Raw genomic sequence first — 18,143 nt, forward strand, 5'->3', positions numbered from 1 at the left:
GAAGTAAAAATTTTATTCATAACCATATAAGAAATGCCAACTTTTTGGTATGGTTACCCTAATAACAAGTAATAATAAGACACAAAATAGTGTATTAAATAAGACATACAAAATGGAAGAAGACAGAAAGTCACCATTTCCTATCATCTTCTTATAAAAGACTTGGAAAATGGTGACTTCATTCCATTTCAAAAAAGCTAACGAAAGAATATCATTCAGCCAACGGGTCAAATGTTCCGGGGCTACCACCGTTATTTGAATCTTCCCAACCAATACATTGTTCAATGCCTGAGCAATTATTTAAGGCACCTTGGCTGAAGCCGAGAAAGTAGTAGCGAGGCGAGAATTTCATCTTTAGAGGCTGTTTATTTGAATCGTAAGCGTCACCTTTCTTCAGCTTACGAGTGAAGTGTTCATTGTAAAATTCTTGAAGTTCAGTCAACTGGTTTCCTGCTTCATCGCTGATTTCCTTACGTAAGTCAATACCACTCGGGCGTTCTACACCTTTTTTCAGTAAGGGGTCACTACTTACATCACCAGTAGTGCCACCTACGCCATAATTATTGTTGAGACGGAACTCCATATTATCACGACGCTGATTATTAAGTTCAGCAAAACCAAGCCATATACAAGTGTTACCACCCCAACCGGTGAGCGTCCATGATGCTGGTGCACCTTCTATTTTACCCTTACCGCCATCAAAAAGCATCCAACGGCGAAGATCATCGAAGCGTTTACCTTCATAAGCCAACTCGATCTGACGTTCATAGAGTACAGCCGACATACAAGCAGCTTGATCGGTAGAAAGATTTCCTTGCAAACCACAATCCCCAGAGTATCCGGCACGCTGACGAATCAACTTCAACTGCTCTACCGCTTCACTCATGTGTCCGGCACCACAAGCGGCTTCAGCATAGTTGAGCAACACTTCCGCATAACGAATTTCCATCCAAGGAGCTGCAGAGTATGCAAAACCACCATTATCATAAGTAGCATTGAATGAGTAAAGTGGATCAGAAATATCACCATCATTACTACGTTTGCGCACATATACACCTTTTCTGTTTTTCAACAGGTTGTCAGCACCATAAGCGTTACCACTTTCTACATCATCCACATCTTGCGGATCGGCATACCATACATAATTCCACAATACATAATCCTTACCTCCGTTATAGCTGGGGTTGAACGCATCTGCCGGAACAGGATCACCAGTATAAGCCCAACGGAAACCAGGCATAGCAAACGTACGGTAAAAACGCGGATCACGATTCATGAAAGGATAGTCTTTAATGTTCGCTCCATCTTCACTCTCATCCAACTTTAAGTAGGTACTCAAACCACGAGGACGCTTACCGTCTTTCATGGGAAACATATCTACTAACATAGCGGATGCCTCCAAACCTTGACCGGTAGTATTCTTCGGACGTATGAAACGTTCCCAGTTATTATTCTTCTTTGTATCATCTTCTTGTTTCATATTATGCAGAGTACCAAATACCATTTCAGGATTCTGAATAACAGTGAACATCTTGGCAAAGTCCGAACCGTTGATATTACTACCTGTACTATAAAGATGGTTACCACAAGCATTAATATCAGTAATGGATTCTTTGATATATTCATAAGCTGCAATCCAACGGCTTTCATCGTTGGCACGATTGAAGAGCGGGCTTGCCCACAACAGTAATACACGTCCCTTTAACGCCATGGCCGAAGCAGTAGTGACACGCCCATAGTTTGTACCATCCCAACCACCATTGGTTGTTTTTGCACGTAGCATATCAGCAGAGATATCTAAATCATTACAGATAAACTCAATACACTTCTTCGTAGTAGAGCGGGGTACGAAAGAGTCTTCAACAGGATCTTGCACTTCAGTGATAATAGGTACACCACCATACCATTTCACCATATTATAGTAACACCATGCACGGAGGAAATATGCCTGGCCTAACAGTTCGTTTTTCTGTTCTTGAGTAAGACTACTACCATTGATACCGGCAATCACATCGTTGCAGTTGCGGATTCGCCCCCATACCGACTCGCGAATATTATTACTCTGGTTATGAAAATAATCGGGTACCTTGTTGCTACCCAAAACCGAAAGTTCAGCTTGTGGATTTACAAACAAACCAAACCCACTATACTCTTCGGTTGATTTAGAGATTCCATCAGCTTTACCGCTACACGGATACTTCCATGTAGCATCTGAATTGGGATCAGGTAAAATCCACCAATAAAGGTCTAGTACACGCCCGCTAGCACCTGCATAGTTGTTATATACTTCACTGGTAACGTTATCAAAATTCTGCTTATCCTCCAGAAATTGATCACTGCAAGATGAGAAGCTTAATGCTGCAATCAGTGCAGTGCTAAATATTATTTTTTTCATTATTTTCTTTTTCACTTTGCATTATAAAACTTAAAAACCTACATTCACACCAATGGTGAACTTTCTCAGTTTGGGATATGAGCCATAGCTACATTGAGGATCCATAAAGTTATCAGGATAGGGGTTGTAGAGACTCAACAAGTTCTGACCTGTGATATTGAATCGACAGCTGCTCAAACCAATCTTCTTTATCCACTGCTTAGGCAATGCATAAGCCAAAGTAATACGATTCAGAGTTACACGCGTTCCATTAACTCTCCAAAAAGAAGAAGTGACAGCGTTAATATCTGAATATTTCAAGTTGGGAAGTGAGGCTTCTCTGTTCTGCGCCATTACCAAATTGCCAGAGGCATCGTAAATATCTTCGTAAACATATACATTGTCAGGTTTCCAAAACGAAGGCATGTTAGTATATTCGATACTGTTGCCGGGTTTCAATGCCTGACTGGGAATAAAACTATAACCACCCCAACTAGCACTGAGTTGAGCAGAGATTGAGATGCCTTTCCACTCTGCACTGAGGTTAGTGGTGAAGCCCCATGGATTGCTACGATTAGAAAGATGTACTTGGTCGTTATCTTTATCTACTATACCATCTGGAGCTGCATAAGTACCATCAGGTTGCTGAGCTCCACGCACATCTTTATAAATCAACATTCCAGGACGAACTTTATCTTTGGTCAAACCCATGTAGTCGGTAATATTATATTTATTGAAGAATTCTTCAATATCTTGAAAACTACGGAACATCCCTATACACTGCATGCCCCAAGCACCAATATCGGAACGACTACCTTTAGTGATTTGACGATATAGATACTCTTGTTCAAAGTCCATCACCAACACTTTGTTATCGCTATAGCCGGTGTTGATACCGATTTTATATTTAAAGTCCTTACCGATACGATCGCGCCAAGTAGCCGAAATTTCGATACCATAGTTATTCATCTCACCCATGTTAACTGCAGCCGATTGTGTACCTACAGTGGTAGGAACTGTCTGTTCAATGTTCATCAACATCTCCCGGTTCCAAGTATAGTAAGCATCTATATTGAAAGCTAAACGGTTGCTAAGTGTAGTAAAATCAATACCAAAGTTTGCTTTATACGACTTGTCCCAATGCACATTACGGTTTACTGCCGAATTGTTTTTATTAATAGAGATGGGTTTTGAAGCGTCTATATTACCTGTAGTTCCAAATACGGGACCTTTACCCGCCTCAGTAGAGTAAATCTGCATCCACTGCCAAGGAGCAGTATTATCACGACCGGTCAAGCCGAATGAACCACGAATTTTCAAATATTCCACCCATTTCAGACGCATGAATTTTTCTTGTGATACAATCCATCCCAAAGACATGGAAGGGAAAAATCCCCAATAGTTTTCGGGTGCAAACTTAGTAGAAGAATCGCTACGGAATAACACCTCTGCCAAATACTTATCTTGATAAGCATAGTTCACACGACCGATGTACGATAAAGAACCCGATTCTGAACGAGAGAATACAGTGTTTTTTTCACCTATAGCCGAGTTTGACTGTCCGGTAGTAAACTCGTAGGGTTCATTCACCTTTCCCATGAGATATTCACTCTCAGCCTCCGAACGTTCTATAGAAAACAAACCACCTACGGTATGATCTCCGAAAGAGCGAGAATAGTTCATGCTAAAATTCATCTGATAACTATCAGAACGAGTTGTACTGCGTTGCAAGTAAGAGGGACTTCCATTAGCAATAGTAGAGACGATGAAATTATCTTCCGTCATCAAGTCATCATAAGACTGACCTTCCACAGGAGTATAAAGATGATTACCGCTACCCGTACGATTTACCATACGATAAATAGAATAACTAGATCCATACTGATTATTCTTATCAGTACTGATACTCTTGCCATAACTAAATCTCATTTCCAAGCCTTTCAAGAACTTTACAAAGCCCATGTCTAAACTCAGGCTACTATTAATAGCCATGTTAGAATTCATATTGCGGTTATAGTCACCGTTATTCTGAAGTACAGAGAAAGAATAAGTTTGGTTATCATGTAGCGCCGAGTTCGTGATACCCAAAGCCGAGATAGGCAGTCCATTTACAGTTTCGGGAATATACCTTGGACGAGTGAGCAACAGGTTATAGTCTTTTTCGTCACTCGATCCGCCCACCTTTACATTGGGTTTATTCTTCTTGCCATAATCACCCGATACAGTAAGATTCGCTTTCAACCACTTGCTAATCTTCACATCTACACCGGCACGATAATTCCACCGATTGTACTCGAGGTCACCCAAGTTACCCTCTTGGTCGAAGTACGAAACACCAGCAAAGTAATTGGCTTTTTCTGAACCACCACTGATATTGATACTATGCTTCTGAGTGAAACCAGTTTGCCAATATTTATCGAGCAAGTCGTAGTTCAATCCCTTCATTGCCTGCAATTCATCAGCTTGATAGAGATCAGTTTTCAAGTTTAGTGAAGTATTGGTAGGATCACCAGCTGCCCAAGTATTATAGAGCCGACCGTAATCATAAGCACTCAACATCTTAGGACGCGAAATCTCGTCAGTAAATCCAAAACTACCAGCGTAAGAAATTTGGGGAGCACCAGCTTTACCCTTTTTGGTAGTTACCAAAATGACACCATTAGCCGCACGCGCACCATACACGGCAGCTGCCGCATCTTTCAATACAGAAATACTCTCAATAACTGAAGGATCGAGGTTATTGAATGCCTGGGCACCCAGATTCTCACGCGTATTACCTATTTTAATATCATCAGGATAGATATAACCGTCTATTACATATAAAGGTTCTTGTGCTACACTACCTACTTCACCAAATGAATTAGTATCGCGTACATAGATTTTAGCATTTTCGCCCGGACGGCTCTGACCGCCGCTCACGCTCAGACCATTGACCATACCGCTCAGCGAAGAAGCCAGTCCAGCACCCGATAAATCCTGAATATCATCCATAGCCACAGTAGCAATAGCACCTGTCAAGTGGGCTTTCTTCTGCACACCATAACCAACAACTACAACCTCGTCAAGTTGTTGAGCATCCTCTTTCAATACTATTTTCTTTTGGTTCAAATCACTGATAGTCTGTGTAGTATATCCGATAAATGAAATCACCAAATTCTTTTTACCCGATATAGTAATAGTATAGTTTCCATCAATATCGGTAATAACACCATTGGCAGTCGAGCCTTCAACCACAACCGTGGCACCCATTATCGGCTCACCGGTCTCATCGACTACTTGTCCTTTTACGACACGGTTCTGTGCCGAAACTGTAAGCGTAGCCATCAAAAACACTACGCCTAAGCACATATTTATTATGAATTGTTTTTTATTCATGAGTATATAATTCTAAATGAGTCATTATTCTACTACTTCTTCGGGAAGCCAACGAGGATCACCAATTCGCTTGGCTATATGCTCGGTACCACTCAGAGTAAAATCACCATTTTTAGGATTGGCCATCTGAGGATCGCTAAAAGTAGCTGAAGTATCGTATTTATCCTTGCCCTCAGCACCATTATACCAATAAGCATTATTCTTGTAATCATGCTTCATGTTTGCATTACCCTGCATTTTGTTAGTAATATCACCATTACCACAATCTACAAAAAGAGTATTCTGGAAATTCAAGAATACGCAAGATTGTCCGCGGTAATTGTTCCAGTTAACGAAATCCTTTTTATAAGCAATGTTATAGAATGTAGTATTGAGAAAATTGAATTCAGCACCTGTACGACCGGTAATCTTATTTGGACGCTGACCACTGATTTGCATAAAATACTGACCAGCTTGCAGCGTACTCCACAAGGTAGACTTTACTACATCCATACGAATAATAGAACTCTTTGCTACACGTACCAATATTCCATTTTGGTGCACCTTAATATTACAATCACTGAAACCTAAGTAATCAATACAGTAAGCCACTTTGTTCATATCATAGAACAAACAGCTATTCAAACCAGTCACATCACATCCCTGCAATAAAATGGGATTTTTCACGACATATTGCCCCGATGCCACTATCGTTCCTTCATCAGGAGTAGTGCTAGTACCCAATAACGTTTCGCTCGTTAAATCCGCACAATCAATGTCCACAAATTTCAGTTTGAAGCCGTTGTTCGTTAAAAACGACGCGTTACCAGTCATCTTGATCTTGGCATGATTCACTTTATTACCACGAATAGTAACTTGCTGATTAGCAAAATCAATAATATCGTCAACTGTATATTCCTGTCCTCCCACTAGGTCGATAGTATATTCCTGACCAATCTTATCCGCAGGAATAGGATTGGCATTCAACCATGTGTTAATGTTACCACTCTCTATAGTGGCATCAGAAGAAGCTAAAGTGGAGTAAAATACTTCAGACGCAACTGTCGATTCTTTATTATTATACTTTTCATTGCCCAAAGTACGAATTACAATCTTATATTGAGTATCCGACTCTACCGTTCTAGTCACACTGCAACCATCTATCACTTCCTTTTCAGTACCTACTGCAATCGGTTTTTCAGCATCATCTACATTGTAAAGTGTAAATTCATAACCACCAGCACCGTGCACCACCGGCCATGTAACTACAAGCTTAGTCCCATCGGGTGATAATGTCACCATAACGTCATCAGCCTTAGGTGACCCTAGAGTAGAATTCGTCATATTCGGGACAAAAACTTCATCTGCGTCAACCCCTTTGTTACAAGCTATAAAAAGAGCCAACAAAGCCATTAGGCTCATGTTTATACTCTTTCTATGCAAGAATTGAAATTTGTTTTTCATCACGTAAAATATTAAAATTAATAAATTTATTAAAGCCATAAATATTTATTTCTCATAGAAAAAAATCTTATATTAAACAAAATTAATATATTATATTCACCAAATTCTAAAGGCATTCTAATTAAAGACGTACGACCCTTAAATATGTAATCATCTCAAGAGAATAAAATAAAAAAATATTTTCAGCCTTCCCCATAGTCAAAATCGTATTCACCTAACTAAATCATTTTTGAAACACCTCTTTCAGATACTTTATGTTTGTTCCATAATTCTTCTTCACATTTCGCACATCCTCTTTATCCCGCGAACGTTCTACAACCAGCCATCCGCTCCACCCCATCTTATCGAGCGTCTTTTTCACTTTATTCATATCTAACCTCTTATTAAAAGGCAGAGTTACTCCATCTGTATCTGTACAATGAATCTGGCAGATTCTCTTCTTTCCCAGAATCTTGAGTTCCTTACACAAATCCCTGCCATTCTCTAATGCATTTTGGAATTTAAAATAAATTTTAATACCGGGCGAATTTATCTCTTTCAGTAATTTTACATCTCCTTTAGCATCCAATTGAGTTTCAATTCCAATGACGACTCCTTCAGAAGCAGCCATATCTCCCACCTCTTTCAGGCGTTTTACCACTTCCACACGCAACTCCGGCTTCTTTTCCCAACCCACCTTTATTCCACCTAATGGAAGAAAAGCAACTTTAGCGTTCATCACTTTCATTGCATTCAAACAATCCTGTACCAGTTCTTTATAATTAGCACGCTCTAAAAAAGACTGTCCATAGAATCCGGACATAGCAACAGAAGGAACTTCTAATTGGAACTTCCGGGCAGTTTCACGAAACAGTTGTTGGAAATGAGATTCGCGCAGTTTGTTATCAAACATCTCCCTTTTACCAAGACCACCCATATCCAGTTCTACACCATCGCCATTCAATTCATGTACCAACTGGAACGAGCCTATCTTCTGACGCTTCAAAATCATCCAGTCGCATACAGCAATCTTATAACGTTGCTCTTTTTGCTGTGACGCCGCAACAGCCAATAAAGGAAAACACTCCACCAATATCAGTATCCAAAGGATATGTCCAAATAAATTCTTTTTCATTTTAATTCTATTATACGCTATTTGTATAGTAGACGAATAAAGGGATGTTTTGTAATCGCTTATGTAACAGAGAATAAATAAAAGAGGAAAGAGTTGATAAATATGAAAACAGGATGATGACGGTATCCAACTCGGATAGTGACGCTATTCCATCCATATAGTGACGCTATACCAAGCATATACCGTCACTCTTTTTATTAGATATAATGATAAGAATAAATGTAAAAAAATGGGCTGCCGAACCCTGAAAAGTCCGACAGCCCTGTCAACCCAAAAACGATACCTATGAAACACTGTGTGTTACTTTAAATCAAAAAATATGCGTTGACCATGAACAAGTTCATCATGTGTGATATGATATTTATTGAACTTCTTGCCATTCAATAACACCTTATTGATATATAGAGTTCCCGGTTGAGTACGATTAGTCTCAATCACCAACTCTTTTTCTTTATACCATTTCGGATCCAGACAAATCGTCACTTTGTCAAATACCGGAGTCGTCAATGTATATTCGGGTAGTCCCGGACAATCCGGATAGAAACCGATCATATTGAAAATAGCCCATGAAGACATTGTTCCTGTATCGTCATTTCCCGGAATGCCATCCGGTTTCGTTGTGAAATACTTATCCAACAAACGTTGTATCTCTTTCTGTGTACGCCATTCTTCACCTTTAAAGTATGAGAATAAATAAGGGTAGGCAATATCCGGTTCATTAGCCGGGTCATAAAGACCTTCATCAAAAACCATTTGCAGCTTGTCAATAAAAGGTTTCTTTCCACCCATCAACTTGGCAAGCCCATATACATCGTGAGGTACATAGAATGTATAGTTCCAGGAATTTCCTTCATGAAAGCCGGGATTCGGTTCAAAGTTCTCTCCCTGTCTGGGGTTAAACGGACTATAAAAAGTTCCATCAGGAAGAATCGGACGGAATGTACCGAACTCCTTACTATAATAATGCTTGTAGCCTAAAGAACGTTTATAAAACATTTCCGCGTCTTCCTTTTTACCTAAAGCCTCAGCAAAGCGGGATAAGGCAAAGTCTGCAATGTAATATTCCAATGCATGGGATACGGAATTATCATATTGTTCACGAAGAGGTACATATCCTTTTGACATATAATCATCGTTATCGGGACGCATCAGATTCTCTGCTCCCGGTAAGGTCGCTGATTTGTACATTGCTTCGTAAGCCAAATCAACATCAAAGTCACGCAACCCTTTCATCCAAGTGTCTACAATTACCGGAATACTCGGATCACCTTCCATTGTCAATGTCTCTCTTCCATATAATTCCCATTTAGGCAACCAGCCGTGTTCCCGATACATATCAAGCATGGTGCGAACCATTTCCATTTGACGTTCCGGATAGACAAGAGTCAGCAATTGGTGGACATTACGATAGGTGTCCCAAAGAGAAAATACCGTGTAGCGATCTCCTTTTGTTGTCATAATCTTATCGCTTTCCATTGCCGGATATTCTCCATTGACATCCTGTAGGATATTCGGATGAATCAGCAAATGATAAAGTGCCGTATAAAACACTGTTTTCTGAGCGTCTGTTCCGCCTTCTACTGTAATACGCGACAAGTCATCATTCCATTTTGCACGCGCATCTGCAAGAATCTGTTCAAAACTCTTTCCCGCTTGTTCACGATCCAGATTCAACCGGGCATTCTCTATGCTGACAAAAGAAACTCCCATCTGCACTTCCACCTGTTCACCCTCTTCCGTATCGAAAGAAAAATAAGTGCCGACATCATCACCTGCTATTTCTTTTCCATAACGGGTATAGAGTTTATACTTCCCCTGATCCGGATCCCATTCGGCTTCCACACCTGTCATCGGACGTTGTTTCTTCCAATATCCGGTTGCAGCGGGAGTCTTTTTAACCCGCATCACAAAATAAATAGGAAATACAGCTTGGGGATTATAACAAAATGTACCAAGCAATTTTACGCCTTCCACTTCGCTATCGCTTACGCGACGGAGCATGGCACCGCTTTCATTCGTCAATCCTTCTCCTAAATTCAACAATATATGACTTTTGCCTTTTGGGAAAGTAAAACGGGCAATACTAGTACGCGGAGTAGCAGACACTTCTGTCTTTACATTATACTTAGTCAGATAGTTGGAGTAATACCCCGGTGAAGCCTGTTCATCCTTATATTTACTGCCATATTCTTTATAATCTACATTCAGTTCTCCGGTAGTAGGCATCAATAATAAGGAGCCTAACTCAGGACAACCGACTCCGCTCAAATTCACATGAGCATATCCGGTAAAGAAACAGTTTGTATGTTCATAAGGAGTAGACCACCATCGGGCATCTTTGTCGTACGTATTCTCAGAAGAGCCCATCACATTGAAAGGAACTACGGACATCATACCATTCGGGCAGATTGCGCCGGGGTTGGTAGTACCGAAATTTGTAGTTCCAATAAAAGGATCTACATAATCTATCAAAAGATTCCTTTTAGTGGGAGGGCTTCCGCCTTCTCCCGCATAAACGGGAAGAAGGGCGAAAGCAAGTGTGTAAGTTAATAAAATACGTCTCATAGCTTTATTAAATGATACTTGTTCGTTTAGTAAAGTCGATAATCTCTTTAATATATCCGAAAGCCATGCCTACAACCGTATCTGCAGCACCATAATAAACAGCTACACGTTCGCCGTCCTGCAAAGCAGCACAGGGGAATACTACATTGGGCACATCGCCTTGAAGTTCGTAAGGAGCAGCCGGGCCAATCAGATATTCACGGGTACGGTAAAGCACTTTCTCCGGATGGTCTTTATCAAGTATGGCAGAGCCCATTGCATAACGGAAACCGTTACAGGTAGTGATAACACCATGATAGAAAAGCAACCAACCTTCTTCTGTAAGGAAAGGTACTGAGCCGGCACCTATCTTTGTACACTGCCAGGCACTTTCCGGGAATGGGGTCACTTTCATCACACAACGATGTTCGCCCCAATATTTCATATCCGGACTATAACTGATGTATATGTCTCCAAACGGAGTATGTCCGTTATCACTGGGACGGCTCAACATAGCATATTTACCATCTATTTTCTGTGGGAAAAGTACGCCGTTACGATTGAAAGGCAAGAAAGCGTTCTCACATTGGAAGAATTCTTTAAAGTCGAAAGTATAAGCGATACCAATAGTAGGACCATGATAGCCATTACACCAGGTTACCCAATAGCGGTCTTCAATCCATGTCACACGAGGGTCATACTTATACTCTGATTCAATCATTTCCGTGTTACCGGCCTTGAATTGGATAGGCTCGTGATTAATATCCCAATGAATACCGTCTTTGCTGAATCCTGCAAAGATATTCATCTGTACAGCTTTATTATCACAACGGAATACACCAGCAAAACCGTCTTTGAAAGGAACAACAGCACTATTGAAAATACTATTGGATGAAGGAATGTGGTAGCGTCCGATAACCGGATTTTGTGAGTAACGCCACATTACGTCCGTACATCCGACAGGACGATCTTCCCAAGGAATTTGAATCTTATTCATAATAATTGAATTTTATGTTATTTATTTTTTGAATCGTCATACGTAAAAGGTATGAAATAGGTAATCAAAAGAGCCGGAATTGCAGCAATCAAAGCATATATGAAAAACTTTTCATATCCATATTTATCACTAATGTAACCGCTAATCATTCCCGGAAGCATTACGCCTAAGTTCATGATTGCTGATGCGAAAGCATAATGTGCCATTTGATGTTTCCCGGGAGCAACCTGTTGCATCATAAACAATGTCAGACCTACGAATCCGAAACCGTAACCAAAATATTCCATAGTGATACATGTTCCTATCAAATAAAAATTATCCGGTTGCGTAACAGCAAGGAAAGTATAAGCAACAAACGGAAGGTTGAAAACACAGCATAATGGGAAAAGTGTCTTTTTCAATCCAATTTTAGCAATATAAATTCCGGATAATAAAGAACCAATTACAAATGCTGCAGAACCAAAAATACCATTCAGTGTTCCTATTGTTGTTAATGAAAGTTCTAGCCCTCCCTCAGCCTTTGATGCTTGCAAGAACAGAGGAGCGACTTTCATAATAAACCCCTCCGCTAGTCGATACAAGAGAATAAAAGCAATATAATAATAAATATGTTTTTTAGTAAAGAAGTTTTTGATGACAATATATGTTTCATTCATAACTTCCGAAACTGACTTTTTATTAGTAACTGCCGGATGCTGCGTAGAAGGAAGCATTTTAGTATGATAAAGCCCTAATAATATCATTATAATAGCTATGATAACAAATATTATCATCCAGGCATATGAATATGCATCTTTGTTCATATCGACAGATGCTCCTTTTATAGCCCCAAAATGTTCCGCCAAACTACCAGCCAGAGCAACTAACCCACCATTAGCCACAAGTTTAGCTATATTATAAAAAGCACCTTGTACTCCGATATATTTCGCTTGGTCTACTTGATTAAGTTCTGCCATGTACACTCCGTCACAGGCTATATCGTGTGTGGCTCCACTAAATGCAATAAGTGCCATTGTCGAAATACTAATAGCAAAAAAGTAATCAAACATTAAAGAGAATGCAACCACCCCGAATAATACACCACTCAGAAGTTCTGTAAATAATACAAAAAACTTCTTTGTCCGATACATTTCAAGAAAAGGACTCCATAGGAATTTCAATGTCCATGGCAATATGAGTAATGAAGTCCAAAATGTGATTTGCGTATCTGAAACGCCCAAATTCTTGAACATCAATGAAGAGACCAAATTGACAATTATAAAAGGAAGTCCCATTGCAAAATAAGCAGTAGGCACCCAGTAAACCGGGGTGATCGTTTTCTGTTGAGAAGCAGTTTTATTCTGTTGCATAAATCATAGTATATAGATGAAAAAATCATTTTTCTAACCCATCTATATATAATACAACTAAAAGGGGGAAACTACTAATGCCTCCCCCCTATTTTTTTTATTTTATTATCACTTCATCTATGAAAAACCATGAAGGATGCCCTACACCATAATGCCAAGTCGGACATTCTTTCGTTCCCGTAACTTCTACTTTTATATAACGTGTCTTTATAGGCGTTGCAGATTCTGTCTTAACTCCGCGGAATCCGACCTTACCGGAACGTTCTTCAGCCAAATCGGTTGCACCCCAAGGCGTATATCGTTCTCCATCCGCCGAATAAGAATAGGCAACTTTTAAAGGAAAGAGAATCCAAGCTCCAATCTGATGTAAGAAATCTGTTTCTACACTATGAATCTCCTTTTCTTCTCCTAAATCTATGATGAACGCACCATCGGTTCCTTCCCAGCCTACCCAACTGTCTACAAAAGTAGCTCCTCCAAACAGTCCGTCCACTAATGCCGTCTTTCCTATTTCTGCATATTTTCCGGTAGGTGGAATAATATAAGAAACTTTGGCTCCTAATGCCAAACTCTGTTCAGTCTGCGGCATATAACGTTTACGGTATAGCTCACAGTACTCTACCGGCGAATTGGAACGTTCATTCAATGTAGGAACATTAAACTCTTTCACTCTCTCTTCAAAAAGTGTCAACTTCTTGTCTATATCAACTAAGTCTTTCACGGTTTCCGTACGTGCTATTTCCAACTCAGAATACTGAAGTGGCAAACGAGCACGTTGAACTCTTTTCAAGAATGTATTATCCGCTTCAACAGCTTTTTCCGCCAAATCAAACAAATCATTGTAACGACGCATCAAGGTCGGTTTCAACATTCCATTTTTATGGGAGACAGGCGAATCATATATCCATAGTCTTTGTCCGCTACCAATCAGTGCGCCTTCCATCACTTTTATATATTGATAGAGATAGGGAGCAGCTTCGCCATAGTAACCATGCAGAAAATGTTGCATCAATGAGTCGACGTTAACTTCCGGATTCCACATCAACTTCGATACCAGATAAGCACGCAATTCTGCAAAGTCTCCGCCCCTACTTCCTGCAATCTGAGAAAAATGCATGGTGGCATGATTCTTCTTGAAAAGACGGATATTATCCTGCAAGATATGGAAATTTGGGAATGGAGCAAGATAATTATCGAAGTTAATGCCATAATCCCAAACAAAGATATTATCTGTTATAGCAGACCAGCCTTCCATTGCCTTCACAAACTGCTTGCCTGAAGCATTTTCTGTCAATGTCACTTCGCGGTCACAATCAATATCACAAAGCATTATATTCACATTAGGCAAAGGTTTCACATGCTTTGGCGGATTCATCGTATATAAATAAGCCAATGTGGAGAACTCCTTATCTGGAAAACGGGCAGCCAATTTATTTAAGAAAGTGATTATACTTCCCGATAATGCCCCTTCCCTATCATCAATAGCCTTACATGCATCACAAGTACAATTCGTATAGTTACCGTCATTCTGGCTTACAGACATAATCTGTTTATCAGGATTTGCCTTAAAAATAGAATCAACGCGTTGTGCTACAATTTCAAAGACTTCCGGGTTACTCAGACACCACTGGCTAGCCTTTCCCGGATGACGTTTTCCCTTAAAATAAGAATAGTATTCGGGATGTTCTTTTCCATAAACAGAAGAAGGTAATAATTTATCAAAGGTGTGCACCCAATAACCGGCAGCAAAGACCTCATTTGGCTCTTCCAGTCGATTCCACCATTTATAGACAGAATCTGTACGAATAGCATAGCATTGCGTCTGGCGATAACGGAAAGCCGGATTATCTATTTTATTAATCAAAGGTAGAGTTATCGTCTTTTGAGGAACTAAAGAATATTCATTTTCTCCCCAGTAATCAACACCTAAATATTGTTCTAATAAGGTTACAATTCCATAAACGACTCCATTGTCCTTACCTGAAACTCTTAGAATGCCATCTTGAGTAGAAATAGAAAATCCATCCTCTGTCACTTCTTGGGAAGTTTCTCCACCAATAAAGATATCTCCTTTTTGTGGAATCTGTTTTATTACAATAGGCAAAGTTTTACCCGTTATCTTTTGAACGAAAGATTGAAAGAGATTAGCAGCTACCCTATTCACTTGACTATCTTCTTCCAAAATAACCTTGGCTTTCGTTTTTCCGTCTTTCATCAAAGGTATTTGGGCATATGCAAAAGACGTGCACATCCATACGCTCAAAAAGAACATTAGTGTTCTCAAAATCAGCTTTAGATTCATGTTTCTCATGTTTATTATTAATGGTGTTATATAAAGAATACAATTAAATGAACCGCAGGACTAAACTAAAACCTGTTCTTTTAATACTTATTAATAATTTAGAGATTAACCTTCCTTTTATAATTAAAACAATTCCAAAACTCTCTATACATCGTTACTATCAAATACACAAGATTGTTTGATTAATTAATAACTTGTCCCAATTTTAACGGGACACTAATGATGAAAAATATATTTGTATGATTATTATTTGTGAGAATATTTTTATCTCTTTGTTATTTACATTATTTATCGTTCGTATTTATATTCTGTTCAATTATTAAAACGAGGGACTGATATATCCCTCGTTTTACTGTGATATTATTTTATAGCATTAATTTCTCCTATGTAAACATCTATATAGTTATCATCCCATGAATCCGGCATTTCCAGCTTTATAAATTGGGCAATTACCGGTGTGTAGAACTTAATAATATTGAGTACTGGGTTATCATAAGACGCATTAGTACTAATTGAAGGCATCACAATAGTCCCTTGGCTCGTCAAATCACTACCATCATTACTAGTATACACATTCGTCGTTTTCATATTACCCGGACATATTTGACCATTAGGTATATAATTGGGAGAGAAGGTCAATCCTTTAATTGAATTTTGAGTACCCATATTAATATTAAAACTAATCTGGCTACTGTACGTAAACCCCTCCCATTGAGTACGTGAATTTCCATCAAGAACATCTTGCGGATTTGAATAATAGCTATTGGGAGATGTACATACCCAACTAGAACGATCATACGCTTCACCTTCAATCGAAGTTGCTTTCGTATCAATATTACTAAAAGAATTGTTTAAAATAAGGTATAGCATATTCAAATTAGAACTTATACTAACATTTCCTTTAGATACTTCTGACAAACGAAAAGGAAATACATATCCTTCTGAGGCGTTTAATAATTTAAAATCATCAATGGTAAGACATATAGAATCTGAAGATTCCAGTTCTCCCGCTTTAATTGTTACACTTTTGTTAGTAAAGCTATAAGCACCATCCGAAGGAGATATGTATGTTGTCTTGTGGTTGGTATTGTAGTTCTCAACTTCACTCATTACTAGTTCAACAGATATATTTATATCCGTTTGCAATGGCAGAGTAAGCATTACAGGGAATTTAAATTCATTTTGGTCACAGACTCCCCCTATGGGAGTCTGAGCTACCGCCCATTGTGTCGTATTTTCAGAGGTGCCTCTAAAATTTACCAGATATACATATTCGTTTTCTGTTTTTTCATCTTCGTTACTGCAAGATATACATGTTAAATCCACAAACAGGGCGATAACGATTATATTGAAAATTATATAATTCAGATATTTCATAATCAGTCTATTTTTAATTATTTCCTTCAACTTTGTTATCCGGACCATTTTCACCTTTGACATTATGAATCCATGTCGGAGTTGTTTCTTGTTCTACCCAGACCTCTTCACCTGCCCATCCGGTTTGAACCTTCTTATAAAATCCAGCTGTATTGCCATGACCTGTATAATCTTTACATTCACGTCCTTTGCCTTCATTTAATTTCCAGTACCCTTCGAGTCCTTCACTTTGAGGATCAATGTTGAACATATTATTAGCAATTTGCACAGGAGTAATTGCCTTCGTCCAAAAACGTATTTCATTAACCTTGACATTAGCTAATAACATGTTTCCAGCACCAAATGAAAAATCACCTCCGACATTTGTTATTTTTCCGGAAGAGGTCATTTCGCTGTCTTTTACTCCATTGATATACATGGTTATGGTAACTCCGTTATTAACGAATGCAATATGATACCATGTATTAATGGCAAATTTCATCGTACTATTGAATTGAGAGCCTTGATTCTTAATCTGGAGTAAATTACCTTCTACCATTGCATCACCAAAACGAGTATAAATTTCACCGTCCATTCCTGCCGGAGCATTTGCAGCAAACAAGGCCTGATTATTTTTCTGTCCTTTTTCCGTACCTAATTCATCAATACTCAAACGAAATTCCACTGCCCATTCACTTAATGCATAGCTTTGTCTCATGTGCATAAGCAAGTGATGTTTGTAGTTAATGACTGGCACTGATGTAATAATAAGCGGATCTACAATATAAATCATAACATCGGCTCCTTTCATAACTTCAATTCCGGAAGCAGACTCAATGGCCAAAGGTAAGGCATATTGTTTCCCTGAAGTCAATAACTCTTCCGATAGAGGCATAATAGTAACTGCAACACTCGTGCCGGCACTTGTCCCATTTTTAATAATAGCCACAGGGTTATCAAAAATGTAATTATCCTCAGGTAAAACTTCATAACTAGTTCCATTTCTTTGATTAAATTCTTTTAATGCTTCAGCATCAATCTTGAATTTTACTTCTGTATCTTGAACAACGTTTTGTCCGGTGCGAGGCGTTACCATAACTGTTACATTTTCATCACTAATTGTCACTTTAGTGGATGAATATGACTTAATTCCGGTCTCTTGAATATAGATACGGCTATCAATGGTATCATATTTTGCATCGTTGCAACTTGTCATGCTTAATATAACAAGAAGTAATGCTACCGTGACCATGCTTATAATTGTTGATATTCGTTTCATAATATAGTGA

At 39.0% G+C, this 18,143-nt stretch carries 10 protein-coding genes; all 10 read right to left on the reverse strand.

The annotated features are described in order from the left end of the window. Window positions 1–211: 211 nt before the first annotated feature. The 10 genes from RDN93_RS00340 to RDN93_RS00385 all read right to left on the reverse strand — a co-directional run bounded on the left by RDN93_RS00340 (window position 212) and on the right by RDN93_RS00385 (window position 18,133). Window positions 212–2,395 carry a RagB/SusD family nutrient uptake outer membrane protein gene (locus RDN93_RS00340; protein ID WP_308743799.1) on the reverse strand — a complete coding sequence of 728 codons (2,184 nt, stop codon included), beginning with the start codon at window positions 2,393–2,395 and terminating at the stop codon, window positions 212–214. Window positions 2,396–2,425: 30 nt separating this feature from the next. Then, a complete protein-coding gene (locus RDN93_RS00345; protein WP_308743800.1) occupies window positions 2,426–5,749 on the reverse strand; it encodes a TonB-dependent receptor in 3,324 nt (1,107 codons plus the stop codon). Window positions 5,750–5,773: 24 nt separating this feature from the next. Next, on the reverse strand, window positions 5,774–7,231 hold the full coding sequence (locus RDN93_RS00350; RefSeq protein WP_308743801.1) for a DUF4992 family lipoprotein: 1,458 nt from the start codon (window positions 7,229–7,231) through the stop codon (window positions 5,774–5,776). 184 nt (window positions 7,232–7,415) lie between these two features. Next, on the reverse strand, window positions 7,416–8,306 hold the full coding sequence (locus RDN93_RS00355) for a sugar phosphate isomerase/epimerase family protein (protein ID WP_308743803.1): 891 nt from the start codon (window positions 8,304–8,306) through the stop codon (window positions 7,416–7,418). Between the two features lie 300 nt (window positions 8,307–8,606). Beyond that, window positions 8,607–10,871 carry a GH92 family glycosyl hydrolase gene (locus tag RDN93_RS00360; protein ID WP_308743804.1) on the reverse strand — a complete coding sequence of 755 codons (2,265 nt, stop codon included), beginning with the start codon at window positions 10,869–10,871 and terminating at the stop codon, window positions 8,607–8,609. Window positions 10,872–10,878: 7 nt separating this feature from the next. Continuing rightward, window positions 10,879–11,847, reverse strand: a complete 969-nt coding sequence (locus RDN93_RS00365) for a 1,4-beta-mannosyl-N-acetylglucosamine phosphorylase (protein ID WP_308743805.1) — start codon at window positions 11,845–11,847, stop codon at window positions 10,879–10,881. A 17-nt stretch (window positions 11,848–11,864) separates the two neighbouring features. Then, a complete protein-coding gene (locus RDN93_RS00370; protein WP_308743806.1) occupies window positions 11,865–13,196 on the reverse strand; it encodes an MFS transporter in 1,332 nt (443 codons plus the stop codon). 97 nt (window positions 13,197–13,293) lie between these two features. Then, a complete protein-coding gene (locus tag RDN93_RS00375; RefSeq protein WP_374047350.1) occupies window positions 13,294–15,411 on the reverse strand; it encodes a DUF4838 domain-containing protein in 2,118 nt (705 codons plus the stop codon). A 447-nt stretch (window positions 15,412–15,858) separates the two neighbouring features. Then, the gene (locus RDN93_RS00380; protein WP_308743807.1) at window positions 15,859–16,875 is read right to left on the reverse strand and encodes a BT_3987 domain-containing protein; all 1,017 of its coding nucleotides are present in this window, start codon (window positions 16,873–16,875) and stop codon (window positions 15,859–15,861) included. Window positions 16,876–16,888: 13 nt separating this feature from the next. Further along, window positions 16,889–18,133 carry a BT_3987 domain-containing protein gene (locus RDN93_RS00385; RefSeq protein WP_308743808.1) on the reverse strand — a complete coding sequence of 415 codons (1,245 nt, stop codon included), beginning with the start codon at window positions 18,131–18,133 and terminating at the stop codon, window positions 16,889–16,891. Window positions 18,134–18,143: the final 10 nt, after the last annotated feature.

The organism is uncultured Bacteroides sp., assembly GCF_902491285.1.
Lineage (GTDB): Bacteria > Bacteroidota > Bacteroidia > Bacteroidales > Bacteroidaceae > Bacteroides.

Excerpts from the sequence above, each read along its gene's own strand:
- RDN93_RS00340 (WP_308743799.1), bottom strand. The coding sequence starts at position 2,395 with ATGAAAAAAATAATATTTAGCACTGCACTGATTGCAGCATTAAGCTTC.
- RDN93_RS00345 (WP_308743800.1), bottom strand. The coding sequence starts at position 5,749 with ATGAATAAAAAACAATTCATAATAAATATGTGCTTAGGCGTAGTGTTT.
- RDN93_RS00350 (WP_308743801.1), bottom strand. The coding sequence starts at position 7,231 with ATGGCTTTAATAAATTTATTAATTTTAATATTTTACGTGATGAAAAAC.
- RDN93_RS00355 (WP_308743803.1), bottom strand. The coding sequence starts at position 8,306 with ATGAAAAAGAATTTATTTGGACATATCCTTTGGATACTGATATTGGTG.
- RDN93_RS00360 (WP_308743804.1), bottom strand. The coding sequence starts at position 10,871 with ATGAGACGTATTTTATTAACTTACACACTTGCTTTCGCCCTTCTTCCC.
- RDN93_RS00365 (WP_308743805.1), bottom strand. The coding sequence starts at position 11,847 with ATGAATAAGATTCAAATTCCTTGGGAAGATCGTCCTGTCGGATGTACG.
- RDN93_RS00370 (WP_308743806.1), bottom strand. The coding sequence starts at position 13,196 with ATGCAACAGAATAAAACTGCTTCTCAACAGAAAACGATCACCCCGGTT.
- RDN93_RS00375 (WP_374047350.1), bottom strand. The coding sequence starts at position 15,411 with ATGAAAGACGGAAAAACGAAAGCCAAGGTTATTTTGGAAGAAGATAGT.
- RDN93_RS00380 (WP_308743807.1), bottom strand. The coding sequence starts at position 16,875 with ATGAAATATCTGAATTATATAATTTTCAATATAATCGTTATCGCCCTG.
- RDN93_RS00385 (WP_308743808.1), bottom strand. The coding sequence starts at position 18,133 with ATGAAACGAATATCAACAATTATAAGCATGGTCACGGTAGCATTACTT.